Annotated in this window: 18 protein-coding genes; 16 read left to right on the top strand and 2 right to left on the bottom strand. The window is 35.2% G+C overall.

Annotated elements, in window-relative coordinates; translation table 11 throughout:
• Positions 1-164 precede the first annotated feature (164 nt).
• The 12 genes from AC07YC_RS12355 to AC07YC_RS12300 all read left to right on the top strand — a co-directional run bounded on the left by AC07YC_RS12355 (position 165) and on the right by AC07YC_RS12300 (position 13,063).
• Positions 165-980, top strand: a complete 816-nt coding sequence (locus AC07YC_RS12355) for a thermonuclease family protein (RefSeq protein ID WP_336636244.1) — start codon at positions 165-167, stop codon at positions 978-980.
• Positions 981-1,707: 727 nt separating this feature from the next.
• Positions 1,708-2,859, top strand: a complete 1,152-nt coding sequence (locus tag AC07YC_RS12350; protein WP_036123436.1) for a Gfo/Idh/MocA family protein — start codon at positions 1,708-1,710, stop codon at positions 2,857-2,859.
• Positions 2,860-2,877: 18 nt separating this feature from the next.
• A complete protein-coding gene (locus AC07YC_RS12345) occupies positions 2,878-3,870 on the top strand; it encodes an ABC transporter permease (RefSeq protein WP_494919544.1) in 993 nt (330 codons plus the stop codon).
• A gap of 13 nt (positions 3,871-3,883) precedes the next feature.
• A complete protein-coding gene (locus AC07YC_RS12340; protein WP_494919542.1) occupies positions 3,884-4,762 on the top strand; it encodes a carbohydrate ABC transporter permease in 879 nt (292 codons plus the stop codon).
• A gap of 24 nt (positions 4,763-4,786) precedes the next feature.
• Complete coding sequence (locus AC07YC_RS12335; protein ID WP_494919583.1) at positions 4,787-6,397, top strand: extracellular solute-binding protein; 1,611 nt, start codon at positions 4,787-4,789, stop codon at positions 6,395-6,397.
• Positions 6,398-6,570: 173 nt separating this feature from the next.
• A complete protein-coding gene (locus AC07YC_RS12330; protein WP_494919541.1) occupies positions 6,571-7,236 on the top strand; it encodes a YesL family protein in 666 nt (221 codons plus the stop codon).
• Entirely contained in the window at positions 7,233-8,411 is a 1,179-nt protein-coding gene (gene nagA, locus AC07YC_RS12325; protein ID WP_494919540.1) for an N-acetylglucosamine-6-phosphate deacetylase, read from the top strand. Before AC07YC_RS12330 ends, nagA begins: the two co-directional genes overlap by 4 nt.
• Positions 8,412-8,480: 69 nt before the next feature.
• Positions 8,481-9,212, top strand: a complete 732-nt coding sequence (locus tag AC07YC_RS12320; RefSeq protein WP_494919539.1) for a GntR family transcriptional regulator — start codon at positions 8,481-8,483, stop codon at positions 9,210-9,212.
• Between the two features lie 71 nt (positions 9,213-9,283).
• Complete coding sequence (locus AC07YC_RS12315) at positions 9,284-10,126, top strand: class II fructose-bisphosphate aldolase (protein WP_036226095.1); 843 nt, start codon at positions 9,284-9,286, stop codon at positions 10,124-10,126.
• Entirely contained in the window at positions 10,123-11,061 is a 939-nt protein-coding gene (gene pfkB / locus AC07YC_RS12310) for a 1-phosphofructokinase (protein WP_494919538.1), read from the top strand. The genes AC07YC_RS12315 and pfkB overlap by 4 nt, the downstream gene beginning before the upstream one ends.
• A 31-nt stretch (positions 11,062-11,092) precedes the next feature.
• A complete protein-coding gene (locus AC07YC_RS12305; protein ID WP_494919537.1) occupies positions 11,093-12,088 on the top strand; it encodes an SIS domain-containing protein in 996 nt (331 codons plus the stop codon).
• A 99-nt stretch (positions 12,089-12,187) separates the two neighbouring features.
• The gene (locus AC07YC_RS12300) at positions 12,188-13,063 is read left to right on the top strand and encodes an ROK family protein (protein WP_494919536.1); all 876 of its coding nucleotides are present in this window, start codon (positions 12,188-12,190) and stop codon (positions 13,061-13,063) included.
• 292 nt (positions 13,064-13,355) lie between these two features.
• Here AC07YC_RS12300 and AC07YC_RS12295 read toward each other — a convergent pair whose 3' ends face one another.
• Both AC07YC_RS12295 and AC07YC_RS12290 read right to left on the bottom strand, forming a co-directional pair.
• Positions 13,356-14,453, bottom strand: coding sequence for an ABC transporter ATP-binding protein (locus AC07YC_RS12295; RefSeq protein ID WP_336636252.1), 1,098 nt, complete (start codon positions 14,451-14,453; stop codon positions 13,356-13,358).
• Positions 14,454-14,535: 82 nt separating this feature from the next.
• Positions 14,536-15,441: a PucR family transcriptional regulator gene (locus tag AC07YC_RS12290; protein WP_494919534.1), complete on the bottom strand. Its 906-nt coding sequence runs from the start codon at positions 15,439-15,441 to the stop codon at positions 14,536-14,538.
• 660 nt (positions 15,442-16,101) lie between these two features.
• Here AC07YC_RS12290 and AC07YC_RS12285 point away from each other — a divergent pair.
• The 4 genes from AC07YC_RS12285 to AC07YC_RS12270 all read left to right on the top strand — a co-directional run bounded on the left by AC07YC_RS12285 (position 16,102) and on the right by AC07YC_RS12270 (position 19,602).
• A complete protein-coding gene (locus AC07YC_RS12285) occupies positions 16,102-16,626 on the top strand; it encodes a hypothetical protein (RefSeq protein WP_494919533.1) in 525 nt (174 codons plus the stop codon).
• A gap of 35 nt (positions 16,627-16,661) precedes the next feature.
• Entirely contained in the window at positions 16,662-17,141 is a 480-nt protein-coding gene (locus tag AC07YC_RS12280; RefSeq protein WP_324730005.1) for a hypothetical protein, read from the top strand.
• A 401-nt stretch (positions 17,142-17,542) separates the two neighbouring features.
• The gene (locus AC07YC_RS12275) at positions 17,543-18,220 is read left to right on the top strand and encodes a response regulator transcription factor (RefSeq protein WP_324730006.1); all 678 of its coding nucleotides are present in this window, start codon (positions 17,543-17,545) and stop codon (positions 18,218-18,220) included.
• A gap of 350 nt (positions 18,221-18,570) precedes the next feature.
• A complete protein-coding gene (locus AC07YC_RS12270) occupies positions 18,571-19,602 on the top strand; it encodes a siderophore ABC transporter substrate-binding protein (RefSeq protein ID WP_494919530.1) in 1,032 nt (343 codons plus the stop codon).
• Positions 19,603-19,616 lie beyond the last annotated feature (14 nt).

The following is a 19,616-nucleotide window of genomic DNA, read 5'->3' as shown; positions in this document are numbered from 1 at the left end:
AATAAATATATGTATAAAAGTCTTCAGTTGTTACAATGACTGAAGGCTTTTCATTCATTAAGGAGCAATCTTGCAATGGGTGAAGGCAACCATTTATGAAAAAATTAGTTAACTGAGGAGATTTTTAGTTGCAGGGGATATAAATTAGAAAGTAGAGTGTAAATTTGAAGAAAATTATTTTCGTTTTATTGATTTCTATATTGCTTCTGAGTGCATGCACAGAAGAAACTAGTACGAATAGTATTAAGACTGAAGATATAGGAGATCTAATATCTTCAACGATAGAAAATGCAGAGAAACACGATGTAAGTAAGTTTGAAGAATATGAACTAGAAAGTGTAATTGACGGCGACACAATAAGGATAAAATATAACGGTAGCTCTGAAAAAGTTCGCTTTTTACTTGTGGATACCCCAGAAACTAATCATGAGACATTAGGAGAGCAACCGTACGGACCAGAAGCTAAAGAATTTACTAAGCAACTATTAGCTGGTCAGGATACAGTCTATTTAGAATTTGACGTTTCTTATCGTGATAAATATAAAAGACTACTTGCCTATATTTATACGAAAGAAGGTATAAGTGTTCAGGAGCAGTTATTGAAAAATGGATTAGCACGTGTTGCCTATATATATGATCCAAATACGAAGCATGTAGAGTGGTTTAAATCGATTCAAAAAACTGCACAACAGTCAGCTATTGGGATATGGTCAGTTGAAGACTATGTAACAAATCGTGGATACGATAAAGATGTATATTATGCTGCTATAAAAAATGAAAATCCGTCTAACATAGTTGAGGATAAATCGAATACCAATAACAACAAGGGCAGTTGCCATATCAAAGGAAATATTAACTCCAAGGGTAATAAAATTTATCATATGCCAGGGCAACGGGACTATGAGAATACAATAGCAGAAGAGATGTTCTGTACGGAAGAAGAAGCAAAAGCCGCTGGGTTTATTCCAGCTAAGCAATAAAATCAGGCATTACATACTTCTAGCGGCATGTTCAGTGTTTACGCTAAGAGGTATAAACGGGCACTAGTGAAAACTGAAGTAAAAAAAGGAGATGGTTTCTAAGTTGAGAGAAACCATCTCCCTTTGTTTTATATTATTTGTCTAGAGAATACAATTTTATGACTTCGTCTGTTGGAATGGGTTTATCAAAAGGATCGAGAATTACTACCTCAATTATAGTAAAGTCCTTGATACCAGCATCTTAATCTTTACGCTTAAAAATTATATTAACATTATCGTTCAGTTAAAGAAGCTGAAGAAGCTCCTAATATAATATTTGAGTCAGGTCAACTCCTAAATTCAGATATTTTTTTGCTTAGGTCAAACAGGGGGGATTGTATTTAAAGTAGCTAGGGTACTGCTGAAGAATATAGCATGTCAGAAAAAATTTTAAACAAAAGGAGTGGTAGATTGAGCTCTTGAAGAAGTGTTTTATATTCTAAATTTTTGGATGGGTCAACTCATGTTGATAGCAGTTGGTGCATTCAAGCAACCATAATCTAGGGTATTGACATACTAAGTATTGGAATTATATATTTATTCCAGTTAAATTTTTTGAATATTCATTATATATTAACTTGTACCTACAACGTGTTGACGTGTAGTTGTGTTGTTTCGGATAATATAAATTTTGTTGCAAACGTTTACGAAATACAGAGACACAAGGATGAAACGAGGGGGATCTAACATGAAGAAAATACGAATAGGTGTGATTGGAGCTGGCTTAAGGGGGGGCTTGGCACAATACTGGCATAAACCTAATGGGGAATCAGAAATAGTAGCATTAGCCGATATTTCTCAGGAACGTTTAGAAAAATTTCAGGAAAAATTTGATACACCGTTATTTTTAACAAAGGACTATAAAGAGTTATTAACAAGAGATGACATCGATGCAATTGCGGTTTTATCGCCAGATTATTTACATGAGGAGCATATTATTACTTGTTTACAAGCGGGTAAGCATGTGTATGCGGAAAAACCATTAGCTATTACGGTGGAAGGCTGCGATCGAATATTAGATGCTTGGGAAAAATCAGGAAAGCATCTGATGGTTGGCTTTAATATGCGTTATATGAGTATGTATCAAACGATGAAAGGCATTATCGATTCAGGGGCCATTGGAGAATTAAAGGCAATATGGGTGCGTCATTTTGTTGGATTCGGTGGTTATTTCTATTACCACGATTGGCATGGTAATTCAAAAAATACAACCTCCTTATTACTTCAAAAAGGCTCACATGATTTAGATGTTATTCATTGGATTTCAGGGAAATATACACAGAAAGTATCTGCGTTTGGAAGCTTAGATTATTACGGTGGAAATCAACCTAATACATTAACATGTCCAACCTGTGATCAGAAAAAAACTTGTCCAGAATATGTTGCCCATACATTTACAGAATGTGCGTTCCGTGAAGAAATTGATGTAGAGGATAATAATATGGTCATGATGGAGTTGGAAGGTGGCATAAAGGCTTCTTATTTACAATGTCACTTTACACCTGACTATTCGCGAAATTATACATTTATCGGTACGAAGGGGCGTCTCGAAAATGATGATATCAATAATAAAATTTATTTAAAAACACGTAAATCAAATTCTTGGGAGGAATTGAGTGATGTTGTGTATGAAATGAAGCCTGAGGAAGGTAGCCATGGCGGAGCTGATCCGAAAATTGCCCAAGATTTTGTAGAACTCATCCTCTACGATAAAAAACCTTTGACAACGCCATTTGCAGGACGTATGAGTGTCGCGGTGGGCTGTGCAGCAACAGAATCTATTCGTAACGGAGGTAAGGTTATTGAGATAAAGCAGGAATCTACCATTCTGCAACATTGATAAATAGGGGGTGTAGTTATGACGCTTTTAGATAAAACAACCGTTGAGGATAAATCTTCTAAAACAAAACGTTTTTTCAAAAAGCAATCAAAGGTAAAGAAAAATCACCTGGTAGAGTGGAAAAAATCTATCAAGAAAAATTGGGAGCTTTATTTATTACTAGCCCCTGTTATACTTTACTTTTTGATTTTCCATTATTACCCACTATATGGGTTGCAAATTGCCTTTAAAGATTTTATTGCTACAAAGGGAATTACGGGGAGTCCATGGGTAGGATTAAAGCATTTTGAACGTTTTTTTGATAGTTATTATTTTTGGCGTTTAATCAAAAATACAATTGGGATTGGTGTATTCACGTTACTTATATCTTTTCCTGTACCAATCATCATTGCATTGCTTTTAAATGAAGTGAAGAGTCTTCGCTTTAAGAAATTTGTACAAACAGTCATTTATGCCCCACATTTTTTATCAACAGTAGTCGTAGTTGGGATGCTATTACTATTTTTAAAATCAGATGGGATGATCAACCAAATCATTATGCTGTTTGGGGGTACACCCATTGATTTTATTTCAGAACCAGCCTGGTTTAAATCCATCTATGTACTGTCGGATGTTTGGCAAACGATGGGATGGAGTTCCATCATATATATTGCCGCTTTAGCTGCCGTAGATCCGGCACAGCATGAGGCGGCAATGATAGATGGGGCATCAAAATTTCAAAGGATTATTCATATTAATATTCCTGCGATTATGCCGACAATTATCATTTTATTCATCTTAAATGTTGGGTCTGTCATGGCTATTGGTTTTGAGAAAGTATTTTTAATGCAAAATGACTTAAATATGTCGGCATCAGATGTTATATCCACTTTTGTTTATCGTAGCGGAATTTTAGAAGCACAGTATAGCTTTTCAGCAGCAGTGGGCTTCTTCAACTCTATCATTAATTTTATCCTCCTTATTATGGTTAACAGAATAGCCAAAAAAGTGAGTGATACAAGTTTATGGTAAAGGAGAGATTGACATGAAAGAATCAAAGGGCGATCGTGCATTTACTATCTTTAATTATATTTTTTTAGCAATCGTAGCAGTTGTTGTTTTGTATCCACTTATTTTTGTTTTAAGTGCTTCTCTTAGTAATCCCGAGTACGTCATTTCAGGGGATTTATGGCTATGGCCAAAGGAATTTACAGTGGAGGCTTACAAAAAAGTATTCCAAAATCCAGATATTATTAATGGATTTATCAACACTTTGAAATACACATTCTTTGGAACATTACTAAATATCGTGATGACCATTTGTGCAGCTTATCCTCTTTCACGTAAAAATTTAAAAGGGAAGGGCTTTATTATGGCATTTATGGTATTCACCATGTTTTTCAGTGGGGGACTAATTCCTACATATCTATTAATCCGTGATTTGGGTATGATAAATACATTTTGGGTCATGATTATTCCGAATGCAGTGGCTGTATGGAACATCATTATTATGCGAACATTTTTCCAATCCATTCCTTATGAGTTAGAGGAATCAGCCATGATCGATGGCGCAGGGAACTTCCGTATTTTATGGAGTATCGTTCTACCACTATCATTACCTGTTATGGCAGTCATGGTTTTATTTTACGCTGTAGGGCATTGGAACTCTTATTTCCAGGCATTGATCTACTTGCAAGACCAAGATAAGTTTCCACTACAACTTATCCTGAGGCAAATATTAATTCAAGGACAAGCTGACGATATGATTCAAGCGACGTCAGAAAGCTTTTTAGCTCAAAAACTTAGCGTTGAAGGGTTAAAATACGCAGTTTTAATCGTTGCTAACCTACCAATGTTAATGCTTTATCCATTTTTACAAAGATATTTTGTAAAAGGTGTCATGATTGGTTCATTAAAAGGTTAAAGAATAGGAGCGATTTAAGTGGAAATGAGAAAAAAGCGTGTTTATGGTATCGTAGCAAGCCTAATGTTAGCTACAAATTTGCTAGGAGCATGTTCGGATGATAAAGCAACTAGTGGAGTGAAAAGTGAAAATATCGATAATTTGAATGCGACCGATATGCCGATTACAAAGGAGAAAATTGAAGTAGATGGTTTTGCAGCAAAGTTTTTTGCATCTCAGGATTGGAATCAACTAATGTTATGGGAAGAATACGAGAAAATGTCTAATATCCATATGAATTGGACAACTGTTCAGACGGAGGTATTAGCGGACAAAAAGAACTTGCTTTTAGCTTCAGGGAATTATCCAGAAATATTTTTTGCATCGGCATTTTCAAAAACAGATTTAATCAAATACGGTCAACAAGGTGTATTCTTGCCGTTGAATGAATACATCGATCAATATGCACCCAATTTTAAAAAGCTATTAGAAGAATACCCATCTGTCGAGCAGGGTGTGACGATGGCAGATGGAAATATTTATGGCTTCCCAACAATTTATGATCCGAAATTTTCATCACTTCGCGTTGGAGCGCCGTGGATTAACCAGGAATGGCTTGATCATCTAGGCTTGCCATCACCAGAAACAACAGATGATTTGTATAAAGTACTAAAGGCATTTAAAGAAAATGATCCGAATGGTAATGGTTTACAAGATGAGCAAGGCTGGGGAACGGGTTATGGTGTGAATCAAATTATTAATTACTTAAGAGGATCATTTGGCTTGAACAAACAAGGAACGATGAATCTGAATTTAGATTTTAAAGAAGGTACTGAGGAATTCCGATTCGTGCCAACGACCGACGAATATAAACAATTACTTGAATATTTAAATAAGCTTTATAAAGAAGGTTTAATTAATAAGGATGTATTTACGACAGAGCCTCAAAAATTTGCAGCAGAAGCAGCCAAAGGAACGTTTGGCATGCTTAGTGAAGTAGATCCTAAAGAGTTATTTAAGCTGGATGGTTATACGGGTGCACAAGTATTAGAAGGACCAAATGGGGATCGACAATACACTGCCATGTCTAATGGTCTTGGGAATCTAGGGATGTTTGTAGTAACAGATAAAGCAAAAAATCCTGAAGCAATGGTTCGTTGGATTGACCATTTATATGGTGATGAGGGAGCTAAAATGTTCTTTATGGGCTTTGAAGGTGTCACTTACGAAGAAAATGAGGATGGAACAATTCAATATATCGACAATATTACGAATAATCCAGATGGCAAAAATTTAGACCAAGCAATAAGCGATTATTTAACATGGCCGGGTGGTTATTATCCTGGGATTGTAACGCAAAAGTATTTCCAAGGAGCAGAGGCTAAGGAAAACTCTCTTAACAATGCCAAGCAAGTTATGCCATATGCTTTGAAGGATGAAGATATTATTCCAGGCTTGAATTTCACAGTGGAAGAAAATGATCGAGTGTCCGCTGTTTTAACAGACATTCAAACCTATGTAAATGAAATGACAGCAAGCTTTATTACAGGAAAAGAAAGCTTCGATAAATGGAATGACTATAAGAATACAATTGAAAAAATGGGCTTGCAAGACTATATGGAAGTAGCACAAGGGGCATATGACCGTTCCAAATAAGGAGGTTCAATTTCTTCAAACTTAACAAGTAGAAGGTCACATAAGCTGAAAGATTACCATTCAACTTGGCTTATGTGACGCACGCTTGTTGAACCTTCTATTGATGGATGTAGCGATTGTAAATGAAAAAAATGTAGAGATAGTAATATGTAAATCGTAGGGAGGTAATGGGCATGGAATTGGAAGGGTGGAAAGGTAAACTATACTGGTTTGTAGAATGGATCACATTATTAGCAGTATTACAGTTACTATGGACAGGTTTAACTTTACTTGGACTTTTGCTATTTGGAGTAGCCCCAGCGACTGTTGCCATGTTTACTACTTTACGGAAAAGATTACAAGGAGAAGATGGCTTAAAACAATTAGTCAAAATCTATTGGAATACATATAAAGTTGAATTTATTCCATCAAATAAAATAGGTATGATCTTACTGAGTGTTGGCTACTTTTTAACGATTAATTTTCAAATAGTTTCATCGTTACATGGCTTACTAGGCTTACTATTACTCACAGTGTTTATTTCTATTAGTATACTGTTCGTTATGATTGTCGTGAATATATTTCAGCTATACGCTCATTATGATTTACCAACATTGCGCTACTTTGCTGCTTCCATCATATTTAGTATTGCGTATCCATTACAAATGATTAGCAATATTATTGGGCTTATAATTCTTTATAAACTATATAGCTGGTTTCCAGGCCTAATACCGTTTTTCGGTGTTAGTTTAGCTGCCTTATTTTTAACGTGGATGTCATCCCATATATTTAAGAATGATAGAGAAGCAGAGGAACATACTAATCTATATTACTCTGCTGGGAGAGGGATCACCTCATGAATAAAAAATGGATTATTAATGCGAATATCGTAATGGAAAATAAAATTATGACTAACGGATTTCTAGAAATGTCGGAAGGGAAAATTACAGTAATTGATCAAATGGCAAATTGCCCTTCATTCGCTTTAAGAGAGAATGTAATAGACTGTCAGCAAAAAGGCTATATCATCCCTGGAATGATTGATATCCATATTCATGGTGCTGTAGGTCATGATTTTATGGATGCGAGCCATATTTATTATTCGAAAATAGCCAAATACTTAGCAAGTGAGGGCGTAACTGCTTTCTTGGCTACAACGATGACAGGTCCTATGTCTGAGATCGAAGCTGCTGTTGAGGCACTTGCCTATTATTATAAAAACCAACCAACAGCAGTACCTGAGATGTTAGGAATTCATTTAGAAGGTCCATTTATTAGTCAAGCTAAAAAAGGGGCTCAATCCGAAGCGTTTATTTTAAAACCAAATGTTCACCAATTTAATGATTTGTATGATAAGTCTCATCATTCAATTCGCCTTGTCACATTTGCACCAGAGGAAGATAGCGGTTTTGAATTACTACACGAATTAACTAGTAAAGGAGTTATTGCATCTATTGGTCACTCCGACGCTGACTATGATATAGCACAACAAGCAATAAAAGCTGGTATTACCCATGTAACACACCTATTTAATGGCATGAGTGGACTACATCACCGTGATCCAGGTGTTGTGGGAGCAGTACTTCTAGCCGAAGATGTGTATGTGGAGATAATTCCAGATAATGTCCATTTTCATAAAGATCTACTACCAATGGTTTACAAAATGATGGGCTTAAATCGATTGCTCGTCATAACAGATGGTATGCGTGCCAAGGGGATGCCAGATGGTTTGTATCAATTAGGTGGTAATGAGGTAGAAGTCATGAATAATCAATGTATTCAACGTAAAACAGGATCTTTAGCAGGAAGTGTGTTAAATATGAATACCGCAAGGCAAAACATAGAAGAGTGGCTTACACTTTCACTGGCTGAGCAAATACGTGTTGTTACTTTAAATCAAGCAGAGCATTTAGGTATAGATAATCGAAAAGGGTCTATTGCACTAGGAAAAGACGCAGATATCGTTTGGTTGAACGAAGAAGGAGACGTAGAAAAAACCTTTTGCCTAGGGAATCTTGCCTTTGAAAAGGATTGATATATCAATAGGCATCGTATTATATAGATGGTATATTGATTACAAAACCTAGAGAAGGAAGGAAAAAAGATGCATTTATTAGATCAATCTAGTGTAATCCCATTATATCATCAATTGAAACAAATTTTATTTGGAAAAATTCAATCAGGTGAATGGAAACCTGGAGATAAAATTGACTCGGAAAATCAATTGATGGAGATGTTCCATGTTAGTCGAAATACAGTAAAAAAAGCAATTGAGGAATTAGTAAAGGAAGATAAATTATATCGTATTCAAGGAAAAGGAACCTTTGTTTCCAAGCCAAGACTTGAACAATCTCTTGGAGGGTTTTATAGCTTTAGTCGGATGATTCAAGAAAAAGGATTTAATCAAAAAGATGAGGTATTAGAAATACAAAAGGTGTATCCATCAACTAAGGTTAGAACGAATTTAGCATTAGAGGAAAATGAACAAGTTGTAGAAATGAAGCGTTTACGATTTGCCGATAATGAGCCGATTATTTTGGAATCATCTTTTTTACCTTTACGCCTTATTAAGGATATTGACATTTTAAGAGAAGTAACATCTTCATCATTATACAGCTTATTAGCCGAACGTTTTAACATTATTGTTGTAAGGGCCAGAGAAGCCTTCGAACCGGTCCTTATCAATAAAGACGAAGCACCTTTATTGAAAACAGATGCTGGAAAACCAGCTTTATTGCTAGAAAGGACTGCGTTTGATACTTCAGGAAAACCAGTGGAGTTCTGTATTTCAATTGTAAGAGGGGATCGTTGCCGTTTTTATACGGAATTAAATTAAAATCTAATCGTTTGCTTTATTTATTTTTGTTTTAGATTATACCAACAACCCATTGAGGGAGGAATTCTATAATGCCATTAGTGACAACTAAAGATATGTTAGAAGACGCTTATAAAAATAATTATGCAATCGGTGCTTTTGGAGCACATAATTTAGAAGTAATTAAAGCTGTAATTGCTGGGGCAGAAAAAGTGGGAGCACCTGTAATTTTGCAAACAACTTCAAGCACGTATAAATATGTAGAGATGCCTTATCTAATTGCGCTGGCAAAAACAGCAGCGGAACAGGCAAAAGTACCGGTGGCATTACATTTGGATCATGGCGAATCTTATCATACTGTTATGGAATGTTTACGAGCAGGCTACACCTCAGTAATGATTGATGGATCTTCCTTACCTTATGAGGAAAATATTTTATTAGTAAAAAAAGTTGTTGAAGCTGCAAGTGCGGTAAATGTGCCTGTTGAAGCAGAGCTTGGGACAATTGGTGGTGTCGAGGATAGTGTAAGCGTAGAGGAAGAGAATGCATTCTTTACTGACCCAAAGCAAGCGGAGCATTTTGTGAAAGTTACAGGAATTCATTCATTTGCCCCTGCTTTTGGTACAGCACACGGTAAGTATCAGCAAAAGCCAAAATTGCTATTTGAGCTTTTACAAGAAATCCATAGCTCTACTAATATTCCATTAGTCATGCATGGAGCCTCTGGGGTGCCAGAAGAGGATGTACGTGAATCTTTGAAGTATGGAATTGCAAAAGTGAATTTTTCTACCGAGCTGAAAGACTTATTTGCTGAAGAATTAAGAGCTTATTTTAATGATCATCCAACAGAAAATGATCCAAGAAAGTATTTCCTTCCTGCACGTGAATCTTTAATTAAATTAGTAGAGCAAAAGATTGTGATGTTACAAAAATGATTACTACATTAACCTTAAACGCAGCCATTGACCAAGTATATGAGCTGGACTCTTTAATGATTGGTCAAACAAATCGTGTATTGCAGAAATCACAACAAGGTGGTGGGAAAGGGGTTAACGTAGCTCGTGTAATTGCATCACTTGGTGGTGAAGTGAATATTGGCGGTTTCGTTGGTGGATTAAATGGCAGTAAAATAGTCGAGCTTTTACAGGAAGAAAATCTCCAAACAGAGTTCATACAAATAGAGGAAGAAAATCGCATTTGTTTAACGATTATTAATCAGCAAACGAAGGAAATGAGCGAGCTGTTAGAGGTAGGGCCAACCATTCATGAGCAAGAATGGATAGACATGTTAAAGTGGATTGAAACTAAAGCAGAACATGCTACCTATTTTGTATTGTCAGGGAGCCTTCCTCAAGGTATACAAAAAACGGCATATGCAACGATTATCCATTTATTAAAGGAAAAAGGTATTAGAGTCGCACTTGATACAAGTGGCGATGCTTTGAGAAAAGGTATTACAGCAATACCTTTCATTATTAAGCCAAATGAGGATGAAATTACTCAATTAATCGGTAGACCTGCTTTAACTCATGAAGACTTAGTTCAGGCGGGTATAAAATTTCAAAAATTAGGCATTGAGCATGTATGCTTTTCATTGGGCGAGCAAGGCGCTCTATTTGTTCATCCGTCAGGGGTTTACAAAGTGAATGCACCACGGATAAATGTGGTCAATACAGTAGGAAGTGGTGATGCCTTTTTAGGTGGACTTATTTATAAGCTCTCACATGGTTCAGACCATACAGAGGCATATAAATGGGCTGTTGCATGTGGCTCAGCGAATGCAGCACATAAAGAGATTGCCAAAGTCCAAAGAGATACAGTGGAAAAACTCTTAGAGGAGATACAAATAACTAAAATAAAAGAGAAGTAGGGATTTGCTTATGTACACTTACAATGAAATTATGGCACAGGGACAAAAGTTAGAAAGAACAAAAGACATTGTGCAATTAATGACTTTCAATAAAGATGCTGTAGATGTAGTGCTTTTCACAGGATGTGGAACATCCTATTATTTAGCGATTGCAGCAGCACGTTATTATCAAACTGTTACTGGAGCGTTTGCCATTGCTGTACCCGCATCTGAGTTATTTTTACACACAGACACATTTATTTTAACGCATAAAAAGTATCTAATTATTGGAATTTCACGGTCGGGGACAACTTCGGAAATTATTATGTCCTTAGAGCATTTGAATGGTGCGAAAAATATCCGTACTATGGCAGTAACATGTAATGGCGACACACCTATGGCTAAATTAACAAATGAATTGATTGCTTTAAATGATATATCAGAAAAAAGTGTGGTCATGACACAATCATTTTCTAATATGCTATACGCCTTGCAATTATATGCTGCGAAAATTAGTGGACGCGCGGATATGTTGGAACAGTTAGAGAAAATCCCCGCTCTTGTTCAATCAGCTTTAGGCAATGGACAACAATTAACGCAGGTGACGGAAGATGCTTCAAAAAAGCGCTTTATCTTTTTAGGGTCCGGTGCTTATAATGGGCTGGCTAAAGAAGCAACCTTAAAGCTAAAAGAAATGACTCAAACGGAATGTGAAAGTTACTCAAATCTGGAATTCCGACATGGACCAATTTCTATCGTTGATAAGGAAACGGTTGTTATTATATTTACACAAAATGAAACAATGGAATATGATCAGGCTTTAGTAAAGGATATTCAAAGGCTTGGAGGCTTCGTTGTTATTATTGGTATAGCTTCAGAGGAATTAGAAGCGGATTTAATTTTTAAGCTATCAGCAGAAGTAAATGATATAAATCGCCTTGTTGAAGCGGTCCCTTACTTTCAACTTTTAGCTTATCAACATGCAATATTTAAAGGGCGTAACCCCGATAAACCACGTAATTTAACACAAGTCGTTAAACTTTCATAATAAAAACCTATTCAAGAAGTAATAGATATTATTCCACTTATTACTTTCTGATAATTTTGAATTTAAGTAAATCCTGTGGGGAGAACTGGTGATGTAAAGATGAGTCATATTTTAGTAGCAGATGTTGGTGGAACAAAATTAGCCACGGCTTTATTCAACCAACATCAGCAGATTTTAATTAAAAGAGAGGTACCAAGTGATATTTCCACAAGAGAAGCTTTATTCCATTGTTTAATTGATAGCTTTGAAATGCTCTGTACGGAGAAGAAGCTCTCTTTTAATGAAGTTTCTAAGGTTTGTATTGGTGTACCTGGTATTGTTGATATTCAAAAGGGTCTAGCCGTCTACCAAAATAATATACCGTGGAGTAACTTTCCGATTTGTGAACGATTAACTGAATTTTTCCCCCATGCACAGATTATGATGGATAACGATGTGCATATGGCTACTTGGGGAGAGTATAATGCTAGAGGATTTCGGAAGGAAACGATGGTATATTTAACATTAAGTACAGGGATATCCTGTTGTACCATTGCCAATGGTGAGTTTTTACGAGGAACAGGATTAGCTGGTGAAATAGGTTTTAATATTGTCGGTCAAGCTGGTGAAACTTTAGAAGAAAGTGTCGCAGGGCCAGTTATAGAAAAGCTGGGAAGAACATTACTGGGAAATTCAAATATCCGATTAAAAGATATGATGGAGCTCTATTACAAGGGTGACCCTATTATGGAGAAAGTATTGCAGCAAATCATTTATTGCATGGAAAAACAGTTACATCAAATGATTTTAATGCTTGATCCACACTGCATAGTATTAGGCGGAGGTTTTTTCAATCATCAGCCGAAAATTATTGAACTGATTAAAGACGTAATTCAGCAGCGCCTGTTGAATACTCCTTTTGAAGGGAAAGAGCAAATTATAGAGAGTAGTATTCTTAAAGGTGAGACGGGACTGTATGGGGCAGCATTGAAGTAATCAAAAACAGTGGCGTGATGAGGAAAATGGAAAATTACAGCGATAAAAATTTCATACAAAGACCCAGCTTCTTTATATAGCTTATATTGAGAAATTGGGTTTTTTTCGTCAACATTTTGATTGACGTAAGGTAGCGGAGGATGGCGAACTGTTAGGAAGATAAATGTGGTTGTTCCAATGGGGAAACACTAATCGCCTTCTAAAATGGAATCAACATAGCTAAAAAACCAATGTTGAACTGTAAAAGGGAAACAGACTCGTTATCTGAATCCCTTTCAATAAAGCTTTTACTCTACCGAATACGCTGTTCTGATTCTAAGTCAAAGAAATGAGCGCGTGACATATCAAATAGTAGGTTTGCTACCTGACCCTGAGTTATTCGAGTATCAGAGTTTACACGTGCAATATAGGGCTGACCATTTAACTGTGAATGTAACATCAGCTCAGCCCCTGTTAATTCGGATACATCGATATCTGCCTCAATAGCTGAGAAGAACGGCTCTGAATGGACAGAAGAATTTTCATAAATATGTTCAGGACGAATGCCCAAGATCAGCTCTTTTTGTAAATAACCTTTTTCTACTAATAATTTGGATTTTTCTGCAGGGAGGGTTAATGAAATAGATCCTATTTGAAACCCTTTTTCATGGAAAATCCCTTTAAAAAAGTTCATCGATGGTGAGCCTATAAAACCACCAACGAATTTATTTTCAGGTAGACCGTATACTTCTTCAGGAGTACCGACTTGTTGAACAATACCGTCTTTCATGACAACAAGACGTGTTGCCATTGTCATGGCTTCAGTTTGGTCATGTGTTACGTAGATTGTCGTTGTTTTTAATCGTCGATGGAGCTTAGTAATTTCTGCACGCATTTGCACTCGTAGTTTTGCATCTAAATTGGACAATGGTTCGTCCATTAAGAAAATATTTGCATCTCGAACAATTGCTCGTCCAAGGGCAACTCGTTGTCTCTGACCACCTGATAAAGCTTTAGGCTTACGATCTAAATACTTTTCTAAATCCAGTATGGCTGCTGCATTGTGGACACGTTCTTGAATTTGTTGTTTTGAAAACTTACGGAGCTTTAAGCCAAATGCCATGTTGTCATAAACCGTCATATGTGGATAGAGAGCATAGTTTTGAAAAACCATCGCAATATCACGTTCCTTAGATGGCACATCATTCATTTTCTTGTTATCAATTAAAAAATCGCCTTCCGAAATTTCCTCTAACCCAGCGATCATACGTAATGTTGTTGACTTTCCACAACCTGAAGGACCAACAAGTACAATAAACTCTTGATCCTGAACAGTTAAATTAAAATCAGATACAGCTGTTACACCGCCATCATATATTTTATAAATATGATTAAGTACAATTTTCTCCATGTCTAATCCCCTTTGTCCTTTTATTCAGTGTAAATAAAGTAATGAAGAAAACCAATGTCTAATGTGCATAATTTTCAGTTAATTATTTTTGTGCATGTTGTGAAAATGACCAAAGATAACTAGCAAAGTAAACAAGAATAACACCATCTAAATTTTTGATATGAATATTGGTGATTTCTTGGAACTTGGATAATCGATAGGTAAGCGTATTACGATGCATATGTAATTTTTTTGATGTCAAAGAAATATTGAAACCACATTCACAAAAGGTTTTAACCGTTTCCAGTAATTCCTTGTCAGATTTTAAAGGTATAATAATTTGCTCCTCGATAAATGTAAGAATAGAAGTGGGCAATTGTTCAGTTAGTAAAATAGGGAATATTGTTTGAAATGAATAATAAGGTTCAGCAAATCTTAGATGTAAACATTCCTTGAACCATTGTGCTTCCCTTTGGAATTTAACGGAAAAATCTTGATTGATGGCATAAAATTCTCCCAAATATAAATGAATGCGTACATAAAAATCGGCTTCAATCGTCCGGATAAGGGCAATAAAATCTTCCTTCTCACATATTGAATGTTTTTCAGGTTCAATAAGTAAAAATTGATTTTTAGCAACTTGAAGGAATACCGTATCCTCCTGAAAAAAATTATAAAGCGCTTCTTTTAAAGCTTCTAAAGGAGGGTTTTCGTTAATAAACGTTATTTGAATAACCCGTGCTTTGTTAAACGTTAACTTGGATGGAATGTCACCATTTGAATAAATAAATTCATACCATAAATCTGATGCCTGAACTAGCGAAGAGGTAACTTCAGTATAAAAAACCGTCAACCATTCGAAGTCCCGCTGTGAAACCTCATGCTTGGAAATAGAAAACCATTCCTTAGTTTCGTGATGATAAAAAATATGAGAATCATGGGATAGTTGAGTTGGCTTTGAACGGAAATAACGATAGGAAGGAAACAATGCTTTGAGATTTAAGTTCATGAAAGACTCCTTTTCTTTCGATATATAGTAAAAGATGTAACTGAAAGGCTGTGCGGGAAAAGCTATATAAAAGATGATGACCAAAAACATGCTTTAAAATTTTCTATCATTACTAGTAATCATAAATCTTGAGGTTAAAAAAGTTAAGAAGTATAAGTAAATTCACTCATTTATATTTATTGTCGGGAGATATAAGGCAAAGGCCAAGGAAACGGAATTTCGTGAGGTATTTTGTCAACAGGCTACTAATATAGTAAGGTCTTGTTCATGTGGGGAACTAAAACTTCATATTTTACTTCGAGTAATTATTCCTATATTTTCCTTTAGTAATATGGTTTCACAAGATTTTCACAGAAGATAGGGCTATACTTTTCCGTAAAGTAAACTGATAGGAAACTGTTGACAAAGCCAATAATTGAAGAAGATTTCTTTCAGACAAATGCAGCATTTAGATTCTCAAACTGGGAAAAAGAAATCCTAAAAAATTAGAAGCGTTACATTCATCCAATTTCACTAAAGTAGAAAATCCATGGGGTAAATCCTCGTGGATTTTTTAAAAACATTGATTTAACTCCAGATTAGATCAATGGGTGAAATTTCTTTTGTTTTAATATAAATGCTCACAGTGTACTTTCACTTATTTTATTAGGAGGGTTGATTATGGGCGGCATAAAATGGTTGTTTATTTCTAAAGAATATAAAATTTATAAGGTTCCTAATCCTAAAAATGGGAGATATAAAGAAATAAAAGAGCTGTCTGAGCAGGATGTTTTAAAGGCTATGCTGTATTACAGAACCAAAAATAGAAAACCAGACAAATTAGTGATGGTTGAATTTAACAGAATTACTCTTGACTCACAAGGAGTGTATGAGGTGACAGATGAAAGCAAAAAAAGGCAGCTCCAGAATGCCTTTCAGTTTATATATAATACGCCTCCACAATTGTCAGATAACAGCTCTCCATTCGAATTGCCTCTAGCACCAATCGTTCCATCCGATATGGAAAAACAGGCTATATACGAATATTTAAATCAAAACTTTCCGAATTTAGGAAAGGATGCTCCGGCAATCGTAGAAAATGCAATAAGCTCACTAAAAAAAATTCATGAGAAAAAAATCAACTTCATTCAAGAAGCGAATAAATTAAGAGAAGCTAATTTAAAATTGTACTTTGATTCAAAATAGGTGTAATAATTCCGAATGATTTAGGAGTGATAGGTGTGGATTATAAAATCATTGTAGAAGAAACATTTGGTAAATCTCTTAGGGAAATAATGCATGAAGTTTGTGTAGAAAAAGAATTGGAGAAGTGGGAGGGGGCAGAATTACTAGGTGTCCCCTTGCAAACCTTTACAGCTTGGCGTTCAAAATTTAGATTCGGACCTATGCAAATGAAAGCAGATAGGGCTGCTTTAAAGAGTAGAGAAGCAATGGAAAAGTACAAAAAAGAAATCGTTGAGATTGATTTAAGTAGACCTTTTGAGCATGGAGGAAATTCCCTAAAAGCATATAAAGAACTGATAGAAAGAAGTTTAGAGTTAGAAAAATATAAACGAACGAATAAAGCAGTAAGGACAAGCTCTGATATAGAGATAACATGGAAAATTGGAATGTTAGAGTCTATTCTGGATTCAATAAGCCAATTTGAAAGTGGTAAACTATACGATCAATATATGTTTGAAGCAAGATATTTAAAGTGATTTATATTAAACTATATATATATAAATTTAAACCCACTCATTTTGATTAGGCTAATTTCAAAAAGGCGGGTTTTTTATTATAAAGTACTTGTTATGTATTCCATCTCTTATCGTTCAACCTGTTGAAATGACTCTTTAGCTTCTATTTTTCTCCTAAACATTCTTACTCGTAGCATTTCCTTTAACAAAATAGTTGTTGAGTAAACTTCTGTTTACAGTATACCAATATTTTGGTTACTTTATATGAAAGCGTTTTTCAGTTTTGAAATAAGTGTATTTTATACATAATTTGTGTAAATTTGCTCATATCTATCACAATTAGTTGTTATAATAGAATTTTAGAAATTCGAGATTTTTTTTGAGAATACTAACTTTATGTTATGAAGTGAGGTGAATCAAAGGTGAAGCAGGTGTTAGTAATTAAGAATGAACGGTCTTTAGCAAAGAAAATCGTAAGTGGTCTAACGAAGGAAGGCTGTTTCATTTTAACACTTCACAATGAAAATAAAGGTTTGAATATAGTGTATGAGCAAGATTGGGATATTATCGTATTGGATTGGGATTCGTTAAGTATATCTGGACCGGAAATTTGCAAATTAATACGAGCGGTTAAAACGACACCAATCATCATTGTAACCGATAATGTGTCTAGCAAGGATTGCATAGCAGGGTTACAAGCAGGAGCAGATGATTATATACGAAAGCCCTTTGTGAAAGAAGAATTAGTAGCAAGGATAAAAGTCATTTTAAGAAGATGGGACGCTATCCAGCCAATCGAAACAAATTTTGTTCGTTTTAAAGATCTCTCGGTTGATACATCCCATAGTATTGTGACTAAAAATGGAAAAAATTTCTTACTTACTAAGCGAGAGTATGACCTACTTGTTTTTTTAATCAAAAATAAAAACAGGATACTGAGCCGTGAAATACTTTTGAACCAGGTCTGGGGATATGATGTAGCCGTAAATCCAAATGTAGTGGATTTATATATCGGTTATCTAAGAAAAAAGCTAAAGTGTGAGAAAAAAAATAGATATATTCATACAATACATGGTAGGGGCTATTCAATGATTGAATAGCTAAGAGAACAATTTTAGTTTGTCACAGTAATCAATATTAAAATAATGGAGAAAAAACGAGTAAAACTGTTTTAACCAGTTTTGCTCGTTTTTTTGTGGAAAGTATGAAGGAGACTAGACAAAAAATACTTTCCTTATCACTTTCTATAGCTAATTTGTTCTTGTAGTAACATTATTTATTAACTTACACGCTTCACAAGATTTTCACATAATTAATGACTATACTATTCCACAGGACGTTCAAATGAAAATGATTATCAATAACGATTAGCTTGGAAAGTGAATAATATCCCATTTAATCATTAGATTTTATCATTTTCAAAATAAATTACATTATAAGGAGTATATGCATGAAAAAATTTATGTCTTTAAAATTAGTTGTCCTTATGGCTGTCTTGACGTTGATGCTAGCAGCTTGCTCAAGTTCAAGTAATGAAGGTAAGGAAGAAACAAAGTCTTCTGAAGCTAACGGAAGTGAAGAGGTGGTAAAACCAACAACAGTAGAAATCACTGATGCCCATGGAACTGTTACTGTTCCAGTCAATCCAAAAAATGTAGTCGCTTTGGATAATAGAACATTTGAAACTTTAGCTGATTGGAAAATTGAACTAGCAGCTGTTCCAAAGGATGTAATGCCTGAGGGTATATCATATAAAAGTGATGATTCAGTCAAAAATATTGGGAATCACCGTGAACCAAACCTTGAAATTCTAGCGGCAGCAGACCCTGAACTTGTCATTGTCGGTCAAAGATTTGCTGACTATTACGAAGAAATCAAAAAATTAGTGCCAAATGCAACTGTTATTGATCTTAATGTTGATGTTTCTGAGGAAGCTTCAACGCCTGGAGAAAACCTAGTAAATGGACTTAAAAATTCTACAATTTCTTTAGGGAAAATTTTTGATAAAAATGAAGAAGCTAAGCAATTGGTAGCTGATTTTGATAAAGTGATCCAAGATGCTAAATCTGCATATAACGGAACAGATAAAGTGATGAGTGTTATTGTTTCTGGTGGAGATATTGGTTTTGCAGCACCTCATTCTGGACGTGTATGGGGACCAATGTATGAAATTTTCGGATGGGTTCCAGCATTAGAAGTTACTGATTCAACTACCGATCATAAAGGTGATGAAGTTTCTGTTGAAGCTATTGCACAAAGTAATCCTGATTGGCTTTTCGTATTAGATCGTGATGCAGGTACATCTGATGCCGCTACTTCTACTCCTGCTCAGGATGTTATTGCTAACGCACCTGCTCTTCAAAAAACAACTGCTGTTTCTAAAGAACAGATTATCTATGCACCAGCAGATACTTACACTAATGAATCCATTCAGACTTATATAGAGTTATTTGAAAATCTTACAAATACTTTAGCTAAGTAGTGTAGAGGGGTATG

The organism is Lysinibacillus sp. GW247-5R2A (assembly GCF_059424475.1).
This window is presented reverse-complemented; position numbering and strand designations above follow the sequence as displayed.